This window comes from Delftia sp. JD2, from assembly GCF_001682645.1.
GTDB classification, from domain to species: domain Bacteria; phylum Pseudomonadota; class Gammaproteobacteria; order Burkholderiales; family Burkholderiaceae_C; genus Comamonas; species Comamonas acidovorans.
On the sequence record NZ_LFJT01000026.1, the window covers coordinates 22,959 to 39,082 of the forward strand.

Annotated in this window: 12 protein-coding genes and 2 pseudogenes; 4 read left to right on the forward strand and 10 right to left on the reverse strand. The window is 62.3% G+C overall.

Features of this window, described 5'->3' with window-relative positions:
* Positions 1-5: 5 nt before the first annotated feature.
* On the reverse strand, positions 6-1,163 hold the full coding sequence (locus ACM14_RS15630; RefSeq protein ID WP_065346646.1) for a mandelate racemase/muconate lactonizing enzyme family protein: 1,158 nt from the start codon (positions 1,161-1,163) through the stop codon (positions 6-8).
* 43 nt (positions 1,164-1,206) lie between these two features.
* The gene (locus ACM14_RS15635; RefSeq protein WP_047216940.1) at positions 1,207-2,175 is read right to left on the reverse strand and encodes a tripartite tricarboxylate transporter substrate binding protein; all 969 of its coding nucleotides are present in this window, start codon (positions 2,173-2,175) and stop codon (positions 1,207-1,209) included.
* Positions 2,176-2,404: 229 nt separating this feature from the next.
* On the opposite strand from ACM14_RS15635, the gene ACM14_RS15640 reads away from it, so the two are divergent.
* A complete protein-coding gene (locus ACM14_RS15640; RefSeq protein ID WP_012206091.1) occupies positions 2,405-3,409 on the forward strand; it encodes a LacI family DNA-binding transcriptional regulator in 1,005 nt (334 codons plus the stop codon).
* Between the two features lie 4 nt (positions 3,410-3,413).
* On the opposite strand, the gene ACM14_RS15645 is transcribed toward ACM14_RS15640, so the two are convergent.
* Positions 3,414-4,208 carry an arylamine N-acetyltransferase gene (locus tag ACM14_RS15645; protein WP_065346647.1) on the reverse strand — a complete coding sequence of 265 codons (795 nt, stop codon included), beginning with the start codon at positions 4,206-4,208 and terminating at the stop codon, positions 3,414-3,416.
* A 96-nt stretch (positions 4,209-4,304) separates the two neighbouring features.
* On the opposite strand from ACM14_RS15645, the gene ACM14_RS15650 reads away from it, so the two are divergent.
* Positions 4,305-5,744: a PLP-dependent aminotransferase family protein gene (locus tag ACM14_RS15650; RefSeq protein WP_065346648.1), complete on the forward strand. Its 1,440-nt coding sequence runs from the start codon at positions 4,305-4,307 to the stop codon at positions 5,742-5,744.
* A 26-nt stretch (positions 5,745-5,770) separates the two neighbouring features.
* On the opposite strand, the pseudogene ACM14_RS15655 reads toward ACM14_RS15650, so the two are convergent.
* Positions 5,771-6,181 (reverse strand): annotated as a pseudogene (locus ACM14_RS15655) (hypothetical protein); the annotation flags it as partial.
* 187 nt (positions 6,182-6,368) lie between these two features.
* Between ACM14_RS15655 and ACM14_RS31620 the strand changes: the two are divergent.
* Positions 6,369-6,809: a hypothetical protein gene (locus ACM14_RS31620; protein WP_139093439.1), complete on the forward strand. Its 441-nt coding sequence runs from the start codon at positions 6,369-6,371 to the stop codon at positions 6,807-6,809.
* 151 nt (positions 6,810-6,960) lie between these two features.
* Here the strand turns inward: ACM14_RS31620 and ACM14_RS15660 are convergent.
* From ACM14_RS15660 to ACM14_RS15680, 6 genes and pseudogenes are all read right to left on the reverse strand, one after another.
* A pseudogene (locus ACM14_RS15660) lies at positions 6,961-7,371 on the reverse strand (transposase); the annotation flags it as partial.
* Between the two features lie 670 nt (positions 7,372-8,041).
* A complete protein-coding gene (locus ACM14_RS31625; RefSeq protein WP_139093440.1) occupies positions 8,042-8,449 on the reverse strand; it encodes a hypothetical protein in 408 nt (135 codons plus the stop codon).
* Positions 8,446-9,384: an RHS repeat domain-containing protein gene (locus ACM14_RS30745; RefSeq protein ID WP_139093441.1), complete on the reverse strand. Its 939-nt coding sequence runs from the start codon at positions 9,382-9,384 to the stop codon at positions 8,446-8,448. The genes ACM14_RS31625 and ACM14_RS30745 overlap by 4 nt, the downstream gene beginning before the upstream one ends.
* Positions 9,381-12,719: a DUF6531 domain-containing protein gene (locus ACM14_RS32275; RefSeq protein WP_217491963.1), complete on the reverse strand. Its 3,339-nt coding sequence runs from the start codon at positions 12,717-12,719 to the stop codon at positions 9,381-9,383. Before ACM14_RS32275 ends, ACM14_RS30745 begins: the two co-directional genes overlap by 4 nt.
* A 420-nt stretch (positions 12,720-13,139) precedes the next feature.
* Positions 13,140-13,721 carry a peroxidase-related enzyme gene (locus ACM14_RS15675; RefSeq protein WP_013801997.1) on the reverse strand — a complete coding sequence of 194 codons (582 nt, stop codon included), beginning with the start codon at positions 13,719-13,721 and terminating at the stop codon, positions 13,140-13,142.
* A gap of 120 nt (positions 13,722-13,841) precedes the next feature.
* Positions 13,842-14,768 carry a LysR family transcriptional regulator gene (locus tag ACM14_RS15680; protein ID WP_063325566.1) on the reverse strand — a complete coding sequence of 309 codons (927 nt, stop codon included), beginning with the start codon at positions 14,766-14,768 and terminating at the stop codon, positions 13,842-13,844.
* Between the two features lie 133 nt (positions 14,769-14,901).
* On the opposite strand from ACM14_RS15680, the gene ACM14_RS15685 reads away from it, so the two are divergent.
* Positions 14,902-15,804: an alpha/beta fold hydrolase gene (locus ACM14_RS15685; protein ID WP_065346649.1), complete on the forward strand. Its 903-nt coding sequence runs from the start codon at positions 14,902-14,904 to the stop codon at positions 15,802-15,804.
* Positions 15,805-16,124 lie beyond the last annotated feature (320 nt).

Genomic DNA, 16,124 nt, shown 5'->3' on the forward strand with positions numbered 1-16,124 from the left:
CACCCTCAACCCCGCTCCCCGAACTCCACGCTTTCGCGCGTCCAGCGCCGCGCCTGCTCGCTCAGGCTCAGTCCCAGGCCGGGGCGCGTGGGCACGAGCATGCGGCCATCGGCGATGTCCAGGCGTTCGTTGAAGAGCGGCTCCAGCCAGTCGAAGTGTTCCACCCAGGGCTCGTTGGCGCAGGTGGCGGCCAGGTGCACGTGCAGCTCCATGGCGAAGTGGGGCGCCAGGCTCAGGTGGGCCAGTTCGGCCTGGGCGGCGATCTGCAGGAAGGGCGTGATGCCGCCCACGCGCGGCGCGTCGGGCATGAGGAAGTCGGCGCTGCGGTGGCGTATGAGATCGCCGTGCTCGGCGGCGCTGGTCAGCATCTCGCCGGTGGCGATCGGCGTGTCGAAACGCGCGGCCAGCGCGGCATGGCCTTCGTGGTCGTAGGCGTCCAGCGGCTCCTCGATCCAGACCAGGTTGAACTCCTCGAAGACACGGCACATGCGCTGGGCCGTGGGGCGGTCCCATTGCTGGTTGGCGTCCACCATGATGGGCGCGGCATCGCCCAGGTGGGCGCGCATGGCCTCCACGCGCCGTATGTCCAGCGCGCAGTCGGGCTGGCCCACCTTGAGCTTGATGCCGCCAATGCCGCGCTCCAGCGAGGCGCTGGCGTTGCGCTTGAGCTCATCGAGCGGCGTGTGCAGAAAGCCGCCCGAGGTGTTGTAGCAGCGCACGGATTCGCGCTGCGAGCCCAGCAGCTTGGACAGCGACAGGCCCGCGCGGCGCGCCTTGATGTCGTACAGCGCCACGTCGAAGGCCGCGATGGCCTGCACGGCCAGCCCGCTGCGGCCCACGGAGGCGCCGGCCCAGCACATGCGTGTCCACAGCCGCGCGATGTCGCTGGGGTCTTCGCCCAGCAGGGTGGGCGCGATTTCGCTGGCATGGGCGAACTGGCCCGGGCCGCCTGCGCGCTTGGCGTAGCTCAGGCCCAGACCCCGGTGGCCGTCGCGGGTCTGGATCTCGGCGAACAGCATGGCGACCTCGGTCATGGGCTTTTGGCGGCCCGTGAGCACCTTGGCATCGCTGATGGGCCGGGCCAGGGGGAGGTAGCAGGACGACAGGCGTATCCACTGGATGCGGTCCTGGCTGGTGGTTTCGGAAAGCGCGGAAGAGGTCATGGCTGCGGGAGTGCGGTGGTTGGAAAAAGGACAGGGGCAGGCATCAGTCGATGCTGATCTTTCCGGCCTCGATGACCGTCTTCCAGCGCGCGTATTCCTGGCGCTGGAATTCGGCGAACTGTTGGGGCGTGCCGGCCACCATCTCGTAGCCGATGGAGACGAACTGCTCGCGCACCCGGGGATCGTTGAGCGCCTCGACAAAGGCCGCATGGGCCTTGTCGCGCAGCGCAGGCGGCAGGCCCTTGGGCGCGACGATGGCCTGCCAGGAGGCGACCTCCACGTTCTTCACCCCGGCCTCGGCCAGCGTGGGCAGGTCCGGCAGCACGGGCGAGCGGCGCGGGCTGGTCACGGCCAGGGCGCGCATCTTGCCGGCCCGGATGTGCTGGATCACGGCATTGATGTTCTGGAACGAGGCATCGACCTGGCCGCCGATCAGGTCGGCATGGGCGGGCGCGCCACCCTTGTAGGGGATGTGCACGCCCTGGGTGCCCGTTTGCTGCCAGAACAGTTCGGCCGTCAGGTGGTCGCTGGAGCCGTGGCCGGCCGAAGCAAAGCTCATCTTGCCCGGATGGGCCTTGAGGTGGGCGACCACGTCGGCCACGCTTTTGTGCGGCGAGGCGGCAGGCACGACCAGCACGTTGGGCGACTGCACGGCCACGGTGATCAGGTCGAAGTCCTTGAGGGCGTCGTAGGGCAGGTTCTTGATCAGGTGGGGCACGATGACCAGCGGGCCCAGCGAGGTGACGAGAAAGGTCTGCCCGTCCGCCGCCGCGCGCTGCACGAAGGCCGCGCCGATGGTGCCCGTGGCGCCGGCCTTGTTCTCCACCACGAAGGACTGCCTGAGCTTCTCGCCCAGCCTGGGCGCCACGGCGCGCGCGACCTGGTCGGTGGAGCCGCCAGCGGGGAAGGGCACGACCAGGGTGACGGGCCTGTCTGGCCAGGCCTGGGCCGATGCAGAAAAGGCAGCGAGCGCGGCCAGGGCCAGCGCCATGGCACGAAGAATGTGATTCATCTTGTCTCCTGATTTGTGAATGACATCGTTGTCATTTCCGAGGAAATGAAAAAGCGCCGATGCCAATTTGTAGATGCAAGGATTTGCGCTTTCAGCAAAATGATATCGTTGTCATTTTGGCTGTCAATCACGATTTCTGCGATGCAGGGCAGGTCTGGCGCCCGTGCGTGGAGGGCGGTCTGCTATCTTCAGGCCCGTCCCCGATACCAGCCCGCGATCGCGCTTGCCCATGAACACACCCACACCACCCAGGCCCGCCACGCTGCACGACGTGGCCGAGGCGGCCGGCGTCTCGCTGATCACGGCCTCGCGCGCACTGGGCAATCCTTCCATCGTTTCGGAGAAGACGCGCGAGCGCGTGCGCCAGGCCGTGGAGGCCACGGGCTACATCCCCAACCTGCTGGCGGGGGGGCTCAAGTCCCGCCGCAGCCGCATGGTGGCCGGCGTGGTGCCTGCGCTGTCGGTGTCGCAATTCCTGCCCACGGTGCAATCATTGACGGCCACGCTGGCGCAGGAGGGCTATCAGCTGCTGCTGGGCCAGACCTTCTACGACGAGCAGCGGGAGGAGGAGGTGCTCAACGCCATGATCGGGCGCCAGCCCGACGGCATTGTGATGATGGGCCTGGTGCAGTCCGACAAGGCGCGCGAGCGGCTGCGCAGGACCGGCATTCCCGTGGTGGAAACCTGGGACTTCAGCGACCGGCCGCTGGACATGGTGGTGGGCTTTTCCCACCTCAAGGTGGGCAGCGCGCTGGCCGGCTATTTCCTCTCGCGCGGCCTGCAGCGCGTGGGCATGGCCACGGGCAGCGACCACCGGGCCCAGCAGCGGCGCGAGGGCTTTCTTGCAGCCTGGGGCCGCGAGGTGCCCACGGTCACCGTGTCCGCGCCCGGCAGCCTGGAGCTGGGCCGGCAGGCGCTGGGCCAGTTGCTGGCGCAGCAGCCCGATCTGCAGGCCGTGGTCTGCAGCTCGGACATGCTGGCCCACGGCATTTTGGTGGAAGCCCAGGCGCGCGGCCTGCGCGTGCCCGTGGACCTGGCCGTCTCGGGCTTCGGCAATGCCGATTTCGCGGCCCATCTGCTGCCGTCGCTGACCACCGTGCATGTGGACGGACCGGGCATAGGCCGCCTGGCCGCCGAACTCGTGCTGGCACGCTGCAAGGGCCACAGTGCCGGGCGCTCGGCGTTCGACCTGGGGTTCGAGCTGATCGAGCGGGATTCGACCCGCCGAGCTTAGAGAGTCAGCACACGGCAGCCGCCTGGCGCTCGGTCGCCAGCCCGAACAGGCTGCCCAGCGCGTGCTGGATCTCATCAGGCGCCAGCTGCCTGGTCTCGGTGCCGCTGGCCGTGATGGTCTTGAGCGCGTCGCCCACCAGGATCATGCGGCCGGCCGGCTGGTGCAGCACCACCACCCGCTTTTGCACGAAGATGGCGTCCTGGTGCGTGGAGTTCAGGTAGTTGGCGGGGGCGAAATCCACCCACTCCTGGGGCGACAGGTTGAAGGCGTACTGGTTGGCCCATTCACCGTCCACGCGGGCCTGCAGCAGGTATTCGCCCTGGTCGTCCAGGCTCAGGCGGAAGGCGTCGCCGTCCTGGCGGACCTCGGTATCCAGCTCGTCCAGGGCCATGGGGGCGCGTATGCCGTAGCTGCCAAAGCCCAGGTCGCACAGCCAGCGCCGTCCCTCGACCTCGGCCACCAAGGCCATGTGGGTGCGGGGCCGGCGTGCCGGATAGAACATCGGCCGCGCCGCCACAAAGCGGTAGGCAATGCCCAGGGCCTGCAGCGCCATGGCGAACAGGCCGTTCACCTCGTAGCAATAGCCGCCACGGGCGCCGCCGAGGATCTTGCCCGCAATGTCTTCGGGCACCAGAGAGACGATCTTGCCGGCCTGCACGTCGAGGTTCTCGAAAGGCACCGCGAACAACTGGTGGCGCATCAGCGCATGCAGGGTGGCGGTATCGGCCTTGGCGGGGTCACCGGCACTGAAGCCGATGCGGCGGAAGTAGGCCTGGAGATCGAAATTGCTGGCTTGCATGGGTTTCCTCGGGTTGCTTGATGGCTGCAACGATAAATCCGGGCAGCCAATGCCTGTATAAGCAGAATTCAAGAAAACTGACCTGTACAGATTGGCATGCCCACCACCAACGAACCCTTGCCCCAGTACCGCCGCATTGCCCAGGCCCTGCGCGAGACGCTGGCCTGCGGCGCACTGCGCCCCGGCGACAGGCTGATCTCCGCCCGCAGCCTGGCCGAGCGCGAACAGGTCAGCCTGCCCACCGCGCTGGAGGCGCTGCGCTGCCTGGAGGCCGAGGGCCTGATCGTCGCGCGCCCGCGCTCGGGCTACTTTGTGCGGCAGGCAACGGGTGGCGCGGCGCTGCAGGCGTCCCGCCCGTCGTCGCGTCCCGTGCCCGTGACCCTGTCGGCCCTGGCGCGCTCGCTGTTCAGCAGTCCCGACACGCGCCTGATCCCGCTGGGTGCCGCATTGCCCGATCCGGCCTGGCTGCCCACGGCCCGGCTGCAGCGCGCGCTGCAGACCGCCGGGCGCCGCCTGGACGCGCACGGGCAGACCTACAGCATGCCGCCGGGCCGCGCCGACCTGCGCGGCCAGATCGCGGCCCGGGCCGCGCAATGGGGTGCGCGCTTCGGCCCCGATGACCTTGTTCTGACGGCAGGCGCCACCCAGGCCGTGCGGCTGGCGCTGCGCGCCGTGTGCAAGCCCGGCGATGTCGTGGCCGTGGAGCGGCCCGCCTATTTCGGCAGCCTGCTGCTGCTGGAGGACCTGGGCCTGAAGGCGCTGGAGATTGCCACCGATCCCCGCGAAGGCCTGCTGCTGGAGCCGTTGGCCGAGGCCATTGCCCGCCACCGGCCGGCTGCCGTGCTGGCATCGCCCACCGTGCAGAACCCGCTGGGCGCCAGCATGCCGGTGGAGCGCAAGCAGGCCCTGGTGGCGCTGCTGGAGCGGGCAGGCATTCCCTTGATCGAAGACGATGTCTATGGCGACCTTGCGGGCGACGGCCAGCGCCCGCCGGCCTGCAAGGCCTTCGACGGCAGCGGCAACGTGCTGTATTGCGGCTCCGTGTCCAAGACCCTGGCGCCGGGCTGGCGCGTGGGCTGGATTGCGGCGGGCCGCTTCCATGCCCAGGTGCTGCAGGTGCGCCTGGCGGGCGACTGGGCCGGTGCGCCGCTGCTGGAAGCCGCCGTGAGCGAGGTGCTGGCCAGCGGCGACTACGACCGGCACCTGCGCCGCCTCAAGTCCCGCGTGCAGGCCGGGGTGCAGGCCGTCACGGCGCGGGTCGAGGCCAGCTTTCCGCCCGGCACCCGCGTCTCGGCCCCGCGCGCGGGCTTTCTGCTGTGGGTGGAGTTGCCGCGCCAGGTGAATGCACTGGAGGTGCACCGCCGCGCGCTGGAGCTGGGCATTGGCGTCAGCCCCGGCCCGCTGTTCTCATCGCGCTCGGACCTGCCCAACCACCTGCGCCTGAACTGCGCCAACGAGCCCACGCCGCGCCTGCTGGGGGCCGTGGGGCAGGTGGGGGAGATATGCCGGGGGCTTCCTGGTGAATCTCGTGGTTAGAGGAGTATGTGTCGGACTTGTTGTGATTAACGCCACCGATCCACAAAGCGCGCACAGATGATCGCTGCCGCCAACTTCAACAGCGCTTCGTGAATTTCCATTCGTCGTTCAAAGTGGATTCGTAACTTGTCAAAGCCTTTAAACCATCAGAGGAATGTCTTAGGCATCCACGGCGATGTGTCGCTTGGAATCGAGCTTGCCGTTGTCCGCCGGGTTGGTGCCCGTTTCCTGGTCCCCGGGGCCTAGGAACGAGGAGCCATCAATGCTGATCCGGCTCCATTCGATCTGGTCATGTGCACGCAGTCGTGTCAGCATTGCCTATTGCAACTGCTCCCAGACACCAGCAGCGTTCCAGTCGCACAGGCGTCGCTAGCAGGTCATGCCGCTGCCGTATCCAATGGATTGGGGAGTTCTTCCCATGAAATACTTGTTCTCAGGCCTGTAGTACAGCCTATTGTTGAGGGTGGATGTCTTTTTGGATTGCTGATTGCTCTCTGCAATCAGATTGGTCTTAATTTATTTCTAGATAAACCTTTAATTGAGTCATTTTGCTAGGGCTTTTTATCAAATCATCGCCATAGATCTTGGTTAGAATAAATTCCGCTTTTTAAATAAAGGAATCAAATGTTAATTAAAAAATGCATTTCTGCTGCTGCGATGATTCTCGTTGCGAGCACTTCGCACGCCTGGAATTTGATTTATGCCCATGACGTAAATGGAAATGCAACAGTGGGCTCGCTACAAGCACTCCGAACAGCAGCAAAAAATGGCGCGTCTGTAAAGATAGTTACTCATGAGCCGGGTGTTCATTTCTGGAATGCTCCATGCGCGCAGGTTTCTGTTCGAGACGACTCCACCCAAGCAGTGGTATGTTTAGGGCATGTGGACTTCTTGGTCAACCTCAACCAAGGACCTCAGTTCGGCGTCCCCTTGCAGCCTCCTCACGGAGCAAATTTCGCAGCCAATACAACTGGTCAATACGCTCAGGTAGATATTCAGACTGGCAATGGAGCCGTGCTGGCGCAAAAGGTATTTCGCGGAGCAATAAGCTGGTATGTTGATTGACGGTATAGAAACATCAAATACGCTGTATCCGTGATAATGCTTTGATTAAGCCAATATTCATTGATTGCTTATAATTTTGGCCTCAAAAAATTCCTATTTAAAGCATCGGTAAATTCCGGTGCGGCCAATAGGTGGCTTAAAGTTGTCGGCATCACATATCCACGAAGCGCGCACAGACGATCGACGCCGCCAATTTCAGCAGCGCTTCGTGGATGTCCAACCGTCGTTCAAAGCGGATTCGCAGATTGCCCAAGCCTGCAAACCATCCGTTCGTCCGCTCCACCATCCATCGGTGCTTGCCCAGCCGCTCGCTGGTCTCAACGCCTCGTCTGGCAATACCCCGTTGTCTCAAATGCGCACGGCAACGCTTGTAGTCATAGCCCTTGTCGGCGTGCAGCTTGGCTGGTCTTTTGCGGGGATGCGCTGGCAAGCCTGCAATCGCAGGAATCGCGTGCACGCACCTCTCGAACACCTTGTCGTCGTGCCGGTTCGCGCCGCTGACCAAGATCGCCAGCGGGACGCCTCTGGTATCTACAACGATGTGTCGCTTGGAGCCGAGCTTGCTCTATCGAACGATAGGCCGCAATACTCACCCCAACCCCTCCAGGAGGCACCACAGGTATCGCCGCCGCAACCCTAACCATCGCGACACCCGCCGCATCCACCGCGGCCCCGCTCCAGTTCCCATCCCGGACATTGCTGGCCAGACTCTGCAATCTTGTTGAAATTTTTTATAAAACAGCATTTTACTTATCACCAAGGTGCTGCTTAAAAACACTCCCAGTCTTCTATAAATATTCTGTCAAGTCATCAATTTTTTATTAAAAGTTCTGCTGAAAATTAGAAATTCTATAATATGAGATACTGCGGTTCTTAATTTTACTTAACTTCCGTCAGGTTTCAATATCACACCTTCATGCATGACGAAGCAGTCTACAAAACCTGATATTTCTCCAGGCGTGTAAATGACAAGAAAATCCTCATTGGGTGCGATGGTAAGATTCTGATTTTCTGTATTGGTTTCAAATATAGCATGAACTACGGCACGTTGGCCTGATTGTAGTATGTAGTATTATGGTATAGGCTCTAATACTATTTTTGTTGGTGTGATTTTCTCATTTTTGATGGATAATTTGCTAATTATATTTGACATTCTATTTCATCATATTTCGAAAATTCCCCGAATTCAAATCAATGAAAATATTTATCTATTAATGAATGGTTGTAAATTATTATCCATGAAGCAACTCTGTCGTTATATTTTCTTTTTCATTATCTAGAAACGATGAAAATTCGTGAAGCCAATTGGAAACCACTATGTTATCCATGGAGAATGTGCTTGCTGGTAATTGAACTGAAGGACCTTTGTTAATGATTCTGCCGTCCTCCATGCATGCATCTGATGTGATATTTAATGTATCGTCTATTAAATGTACATTAATAACTATTGCCAATTCATTGCTGTCAATGCTTCGTGCCAAAGATAGATATCCGTTCAATGGGAATGATTCGTTTGAGTTACACGATATATTTGAAATAACGTTGTTAACTGATCTGTTTATGTCGGCATTGAATTTTGAAAGAAAATATTGAATTTCCTTCCAAAATATCTTCATTTCCAAATGAAGTATGTGATTCATTTACGCATAACTCCTTCCACAGAATCAAGTAATTCTTGAGTTAGCGGATGCATGCTGTTGCTGCCTCGACTGTCAATCCATCCTTGCATTTGATTCATGTCTATCGGCTTAATGGAGACATGGCCCGTCTGAGGATTGTCACAAACTGCACATAGGTTTTTAAATTTTGCCGTGTTGATGACTTGAATTTTTCCGGGTAGAGATTTTTCAATACTATTGGTGGCGGATAGGCCCTGCACGTCAACAGTCCTCGGGGTCATACTATTTGGCGTTCCAGAGGCAGATCTATATATTAAGGTGCCATCTTTGGCGGAATCTATCGAACGATACGCCGCAATACTTGCCCCAACCCCTCCAGGCACTACAGGTATTGCCGCCGCAACCCCATCAATCGCGATACCTGCCGCATCTACCGCAGCCCCGCTCCAGTTCCCCTCCCGGACATTGCTGACCAGACTCTGGAAGCCGATAGAAATATTGAACGCGTCCCAGACGGTTTCCGCAAGCTTGCCGTCCGGGTCCAGGTATTTGTTCGGGTTGTTGTTGGCGTAGGCGTAGCGGTTGAAGCTGTGGATCTGCTCGGGATTCATCTCCTTGGGGTCCATGCCCGTGAACCGGCCCAGCAGCGGCATGTAGTACCGCGCGCCCATGTAGGTCATGCCCGTATCGGGGTCGTAGGGCCTGCCAGCGAACCACAGCTTGTTGTCCGCGCTGGCCGGCTCCACCTTCTGGCGGTAGCCATAGGGCAGGTAGTTTTCCTTCCAGAGTACGGCGCCGGATTGGTTGGTGGCCAGCCAGGGCGTGCCTGCAGCGTCGTTGTGGAAGTAGGTGACGGTGGCCTGGGCCAGCGCACCGGGCGTGGTCAGCAGGGCTGCCAGAAGCAGCGCGGCAGCTGCCAGCAGGCGCCGGCAGGATTGGCGGATGGCGTTCTTCATCGGGCGCTCACTTTCTGTGCAATGCGCTTGCCGTTGAGGTAGATGTATTCGGTGAGCTGGCCGGAGCCGTATTCCGCGAGCAGGTTGCCGTGCACACCATGGAACTCGTAGGTGGTGACGCCTGCCTTGGTGGTGTGGGTGCGTTTCTGGTCGCCGTCGTAGGCATAACGGATGGGGGAATTGCCCCAGCAGTCGGTGCACAGCAGGTTGGGGACGGCGTTGTAGGTGTAGGACTTCTGGCTGCTCTGGATGAAGTTACCCGCCGTGTCGTAGGTGAAGTGGTTGGTCGGGCCGCCATTGACGGTGATGGAGGACAGGCGGTGGCGGCTGTCGTAGCGGTAGTCGATCAGTTCGCTGCCCAGGCTCTGGCGGGTAATGTTGCCGGAGCCGCTGTAGCTGATGCTTCCGCGCCCCCTGGAGGTGCCCATGGATACCAGTCTGTGCACGCCGTCATAGCCGAAGGTACGGTCATAGTCCGCATCGGCCGTATCCCTCACGCTGGTGAGATTGCCCGTGCGGTCATAGGTCAGGATGGATCGGTGGAAATAGCTGCCCTGGCGCGAGGTGGCGAACGAGGCGGGAAGCAGCCTTTCGTTCTGGCCATATTCGGACTGCACTCCGTTGGCATAGGCGATGCGCTTGATCTGGCGGGACGGCCAGTAGCTGACGCTGCTGATGTAGCCGGGCATGGCCGTGGGTCTGCCTAGACTGTCCAGTGTGTAGCTGACGGTGGAGCCAGACAGTGGGTAGGTGATGGATGCCAATTGGTCATTGCCGTTGTAGCTGTAGCCAGCATTCCAATTGAAGCCACCTGCAGCCAACTCCTCCCGCGTGAGGTTGCCGTTGCGGTCGTAGGTGAAGCGACGTGTGGCTTCGGATGTGGCCGTGCTCAGCAGGCGGTGGGCCCTGTCGTAGCTGTACGTGACGTCCGGGGTGGAGCCGGGGTAGCTGATGGACTGCAGGCGGTTGTGCCCGTCGTATCGGTATTGGATGGTGCCTACGGTCCCTGTGATCCTTGAAATCATGTTGCCTGCGGCATCGCGGCCCAGGCTTGTGGTGCCGGTCTCTGGGTGTGTGATGGATGTCAGTTGGTAGCTGCCGTTGTAGCCGTAGCTTCGTGTGATGCCCGCTTGCGTGACTGAGGTCACCAGTCCCCTGGCATTGCGGCCGATGGACAGGTTGGTGGACGGCTCCGGTGTGGAGATGGCCATCAGCAGCGGCTGGTCGGGGTCGCCGTAGGCGCGGTAGCGGTAGGTGGTTGTCAGACCGCGTTCGTCCACCACGGCGCGTGTGGCGGGGCCGTAGCCTATGCCCTGCGTGCTGCCATCCGCATGGCGTATGGAGATGACGCGGTCCAGGATGTCGTGCCGGTAGGCGGTTCCTGCGCTGGTGCCCGGGTCGGATTCAAAGGTTCTGCGGCCCAGCGCGTCGACGCTGAAACTTCGCACGATGCCGCCATGGTTGACGGACACGGGCTGACCGAAGCCGTTGAAGCTGGTGGTCTGGGTGAGCGCTCCCCGGCTGACGGTGCGCGTGGTGGTGCCATGGCTGATCTGGACGCTGTTGCCTGCGGGATAGCCGACGGAGATGATGCGGTTGAGACCGTCATAGCCATAGGTCCAGGTACTGCCGTCACCCCGGGTCTCGTAAGTGACGTTGCCCGCATCGCTGACCGTCCGCGAGATGGAAATGCCCTCGGGCTGCGATTCCGATTGGGCTATTCCCCGCCTGTAGCCACCGTAGTAGTGTGTCAGCCCTCGCGGGAAGGTGGTGGCGCTCAGGTTGCCTTGGCCGTCATACGCGTGGCGGGTCTGGATGCCATCGCGGGTGATGGAGGTCATGTTGCCATTGCCGTCGAAGCTGCGCGATATGCTGCCGCCCGCATGGCTTTCGCTTTGCACCTGGCGCACTATCCATTTGGACGGGTTGATGTAGTAGCTCAGGCTGGTGGTGCGGTTGCCGCTCGATGGGCCGTATTCGGAGATCGTGCCAGGATTGCCATAGGTGTCGAAGTTGCTGTAGCGGGTCGTATAGCTGGCGTTGTCTCGTGTGATGGTGCGCTCTGCAAGAAGCGGGGCGTTGAATTCACCGATATCGACCTTGGTAGCGAAGGCGCCGGGACGGAAGTTGTTCTCGCTCGATATCTTCTGCTTGCCCCAGGTGTAGGTCTCGGTCTGGCTGCTACCCAGGCTTTTGGAGGCCAGCAGGCCCACCATCCATACGCTGCCCGAGCTAGAGTAATTGGGCCCTATGTGCCGGTAGGTCACGGTGCCTGAGGGGGTGTTGACGGTGGTTACGTCGTGTGCGCCGGGGCGTCCGGGCGCGTAGCTGAAGGACCAGTTGCCTCCCGTGCTTGTGGACTTGGCCGTGACCACGGTAGAGCGGCTGGCGGGATTGGCCTGGGTGTCGAAGTGGACGAAACCGTATTGATAGCCGATGGAGCCCCCCTGAGGGTAGGTCAGGCGCCGCATGATGTGGCTGCCGGGGGTGTTGTTGAGGTTCCCGTTGTAGTCATAGATCCAGCGCAGACCGTCGGGCCGGGTGACGGAGCCGAGCTGGAATTTGTCCCTGACGTTTGAGATGCCCTGATAGGCGTAGTGGTAGGTCTGGCCTGCCGCGCTGATGGCGGTGATCCTCCGGCTCGCCATACCGCTGTCCGCATAGAAAAACTGGACTGAGCGACCATCGCTTGTGACCACGCTGGATATCTGCGGCGAGGCGGCCGCCGCGTACTGGATGGTGGCGTAGTTGCCGTTGCGGTCCGTGATGCGGCTCGTCAACCAGGCATATGTGGGATAGGGGCCGCCACCCAGATTGACCAGTTGGTTCATGTCGTAGCGCGTGCCGTCGGGTGATGTGATGGCCAGCCCACCCGCGCCGCTGGTGATGCAGTCGGCGCGCCAACGCTGCGTGGTGATCAGCAGTGGTGCGGTCGTGCCTGTGAAAGCCAGCAGCTGGCGGCTGCCGTCAGGCAGCTCCAGCACGGGGTTGTCAGCGATGGTCTGGCTGTTCTTGTTGAAGCAAATACTGGTTTCGCGGGACTTGAGCACCCTTCCAAAATGGATGTTCCAGCCCACGCCCGCCAGCGATTCATGGAGCGCCGGATTCGTGGGTTCTACCGATGTGCTGTTGTACGAACGTACTACTTTCAGGTCGAAGCCGCCATTGCCGGGCAGGTGGATATCCACGTAATGCAGTTGCAGTGCGCCGGTGAATGGATCAATGAATTCACCGAATACCTGGTTCACATAGCTGCGATTGGGTTGAATTCCCGGATCTTTGTAGAAGTCGGGAATGACTTCCTGGGAATGGACGGGCCACGCCGCCATTGTCATCAGCAGCGCCAAGCTGCCCGCAATTGCCTTTATTGCCGGATTCATGGGTTCTCCCTGAAGAAACTGGACAGGTGCGCACGCGCGGCTCGGGCAGTTGGTTCTGCTCTTGGCTGGCTGCAGGGCCATGCTGTGCATCTTCAGGGAGGCCGGCAAGAGAGCCCCCTTGGGCGGCAGGGTGGCTTCGAACGGTTCTTTTTACGCCGGAGTGCGGGAATCCAGCTAATGCGCTACATCAGGAATCCCGTGTTAATGACTGTCAAGAAAAGAAAATAGCCAAGCGTCCATCTTGAAAAGCGCACCGAATCATGACCTTTGGTCGGTATTTTTCCAGAATATCTCTCAGCTTATTTTCAGATTATTCCTAGGATCATTGGAGGCTACGGGATTGGGTTTTCCATGAAGCCGTCCCACTCTGACGCCTTATTTCTTCTCGCGCGGCACGCGCCCCATGAGGAAGAACTCGGGATTGGGCTGCATGCCGGCAAAGCTGGCCATGCGGTTGGACAGGCCGAAGAAGGCGGTGATGGCGGCGATGTCCCAGATGTCCTCGTCGTCGAAGCCATGCGGGTACAGCGCCTCGAAGTCGGCCTCGCAGATTTCATGGCTGCGTTCGCAGACCTTCATGGCGAAGTCCAGCATGGCGCGCTGGCGGGCGCTGATGTCGGCCTTGCGGTAGTTGACGGCCACCTGGTCGGCCACATAGGGCTGCTTTTCGTAGATGCGCAGGATGGCGCCGTGGGCCACCACGCAGTACAGGCACTGGTTGGCCGCGCTGGTGGTGGTGACGATCATCTCGCGCTCGCCCTTGGTCAGGCTGCCTTCCTCCTTGAGCATGAGCGCATCGTGGTAGGCGAAGAAGGCGCGCCACTCGGCAGGGCGGCGCGCAAAGGCCAGGAAGACGTTGGGGATGAAGCCTGCCTTTTCCTGCACTTCAAGGATGCGGGTGCGGATGTCCTCGGGCAGGCTGGACAGTTCGGGCTGGGGGTAGCGGGCGGTGGCCATGTGTCTTGTCTCCTGGGTGTGGTGGTTGTCGTTGCGGGCCATGTTCGCATGGCCTGCGCTGCGCGGGGTGAACGCGCATGACAGCCTGTCTGCCGCCGAGGTTGCAGATTGCGCCCGGGCTCAGGCGGGCGCCATGTCCGGCTCAGGCCGTTGTGCAAACCAGTCGCCCAGAAAGCCGGTGAGCGCGCGGATTCTGGCCGACATCTCGCTGCGCGTGGCGTGCACCAGGTAGATGTCGGCCGCAGGCAGCTGCCATTGGGGCAGGACCTCGCGCAGCGCGCCTGCGGCCAGCGGCGCGGCCACGTCCCACAGCGAGCGCTGCAGGATGCCGTGGCCGTCCAGCGCCCAGGCCAGGGCCGCTGCGCCGTCGTTGGTGCTCATCACGCCGTTGACCTTGATGTTGTGCTCGCTCAGGCCCTGGCGCGTGCGCCGGCTCAGGCGCCAGCTGCCATAGGTTTCGTCGCTCTCGCGGATCACGATGCAGCGGTGGGCCTGCAGGTCGGCGGGCTGGCGCGGCTCGCCATGGGCATCCAGGTAGGAGGGCGCGGCGCACAGCACGCGGCGGTTGGGCAGCAGCAGGCGGGCGGTGAGGGCGGAGTCGGGCAGGGCGCCGAAGCGCACCACGGCGTCAAAGCCCTGCTCGACCAGGTTGACGGGCCTGTCCGTCAGTTGCAGTTGCACCTGCACCTCGGGATAGGCGCGGGCAAAGGCCGACAGCGCGGGCGCCAGCCGCTGGCGGCCAAAGCCCAGCGTGCAGGCAATGGACAGCGGGCCGCGCGCCGTGGCGCGCGTGCCCGAGATGCTGCGCTCCAGCGCCTCCAGGTCGGCCAGGATGCGCGCGCCGTCCAGCAGGTAGGCTTCGCCCTCGGGCGTCAGGTGGATGCGCCGTGTCGTGCGCTGCAGCAGGCGCACGCCCAGGCGCCGCTCCAGCAGGGACAGGCGGCGGCTGACGGCGGGCGGCGTCACCCCCATCTGCTGGGCCGCGGCGGCCAGGCTGCCTTCGCGGATCAGCAGCGAGAAGAAACGCAGGTCGGAAAAGCCGTCCATGGTGGATGCGGTGAATGGTTGATTCGTAAATTGAACTGATGGATCAATGCAGTATTTTGCTATTTATGCAGCCTGGTTTACTGATTAGCATGGCAGGCTGACAGTCATGAACAACGTAGAAGGAATCTCCGGGATGCACACAGATCCATGGATGCCGGGCCTGCGCCAGCAGCGCATCACGGTCGATGACGGGGTGGAGATCAACGCCTGGGTGGGCGGGCAGGGTCCGGCCCTGCTGCTGGTGCACGGCCACCCGCAGACCAGCGCCATCTGGCACCGCGTCGCGCCCCGGCTGGCGCAGCAGTTCACCCTGGTGCTGGCCGACCTGCGCGGCTATGGCGACTCCTCGCGCCCGGCCGGCGACCCCGAGCATGTGAACTACAGCAAGCGCACCATGGCCCGCGACCTGCTGCGGCTGATGGCCCGGCTGGGCCATGAGCATTTCAGCGTGCTGGCGCATGACCGGGGCGCGCGCGTGGCGCACCGGCTGGCCATGGACTATCCCGCCAGCGTGCAGCGCCTGGTGCTGCTGGACATTGCGCCCACGCTGGCCATGTACGAGCAGACCGGCGAGGCCTTTGCGCGCGCCTACTGGCACTGGTTCTTCCTGATCCAGCCCGCGCCGCTGCCCGAGCGCCTGATCGAGGCCGACCCCGCCGCCTATGTGCGCGAGATCATGGGCCGGCGCAGCGCCGGCCTGGCGCCCTTCGATCCCCGGGCGCTGGCCGAGTACCAGCGCTGCCTGGCGCTGCCGGGCAGCGCGCACGGCATGTGCGAGGACTACCGCGCCTCGGCCGGCATCGACCTCGACCATGACCGCGAAGACCGCCAGCTCGGGCGCAGGCTGTCCATGCCGCTGCTGGTGCTCTGGGGCGAGGAGGGCGTGGTGCACCGCTGCTTCGATCCGCTGCGCGAGTGGCAGCTCGTGGCCGACGATGTGCGGGGCCGGCCGCTGGCCTGCGGGCACTACATCGCCGAGGAGGCGCCCGATGCACTGCTGGACGCGGCCCTGCCTTTCTTGCTGCAGGCCGGGTGAATGCGGCCATTGCCGGCATGTGGCCGGCATACGGTGGGTATACGGCCGGCATACGACCGGCATACGACCTGCATGGGGGCGCAATGACAGGCCGCATTGGCAGGCCGCATTGACGGCAAGTGAAGACACCGCAAAAGCCGAAGAATTCCGCAAAGGCCTGATTGACGCCATATCCATGGCGGCATAGCGTACGTTGCGCATTCCATTGGCATGCCAATCATGCGCGGCAATGGTAAGCAATTGAAAAAACCGGGCGCCTGTCGCGCCTGGGCAATTCCATGGGCGCGGGCCTTGAGAACGGCGCAAGACAAGGCCTGGCA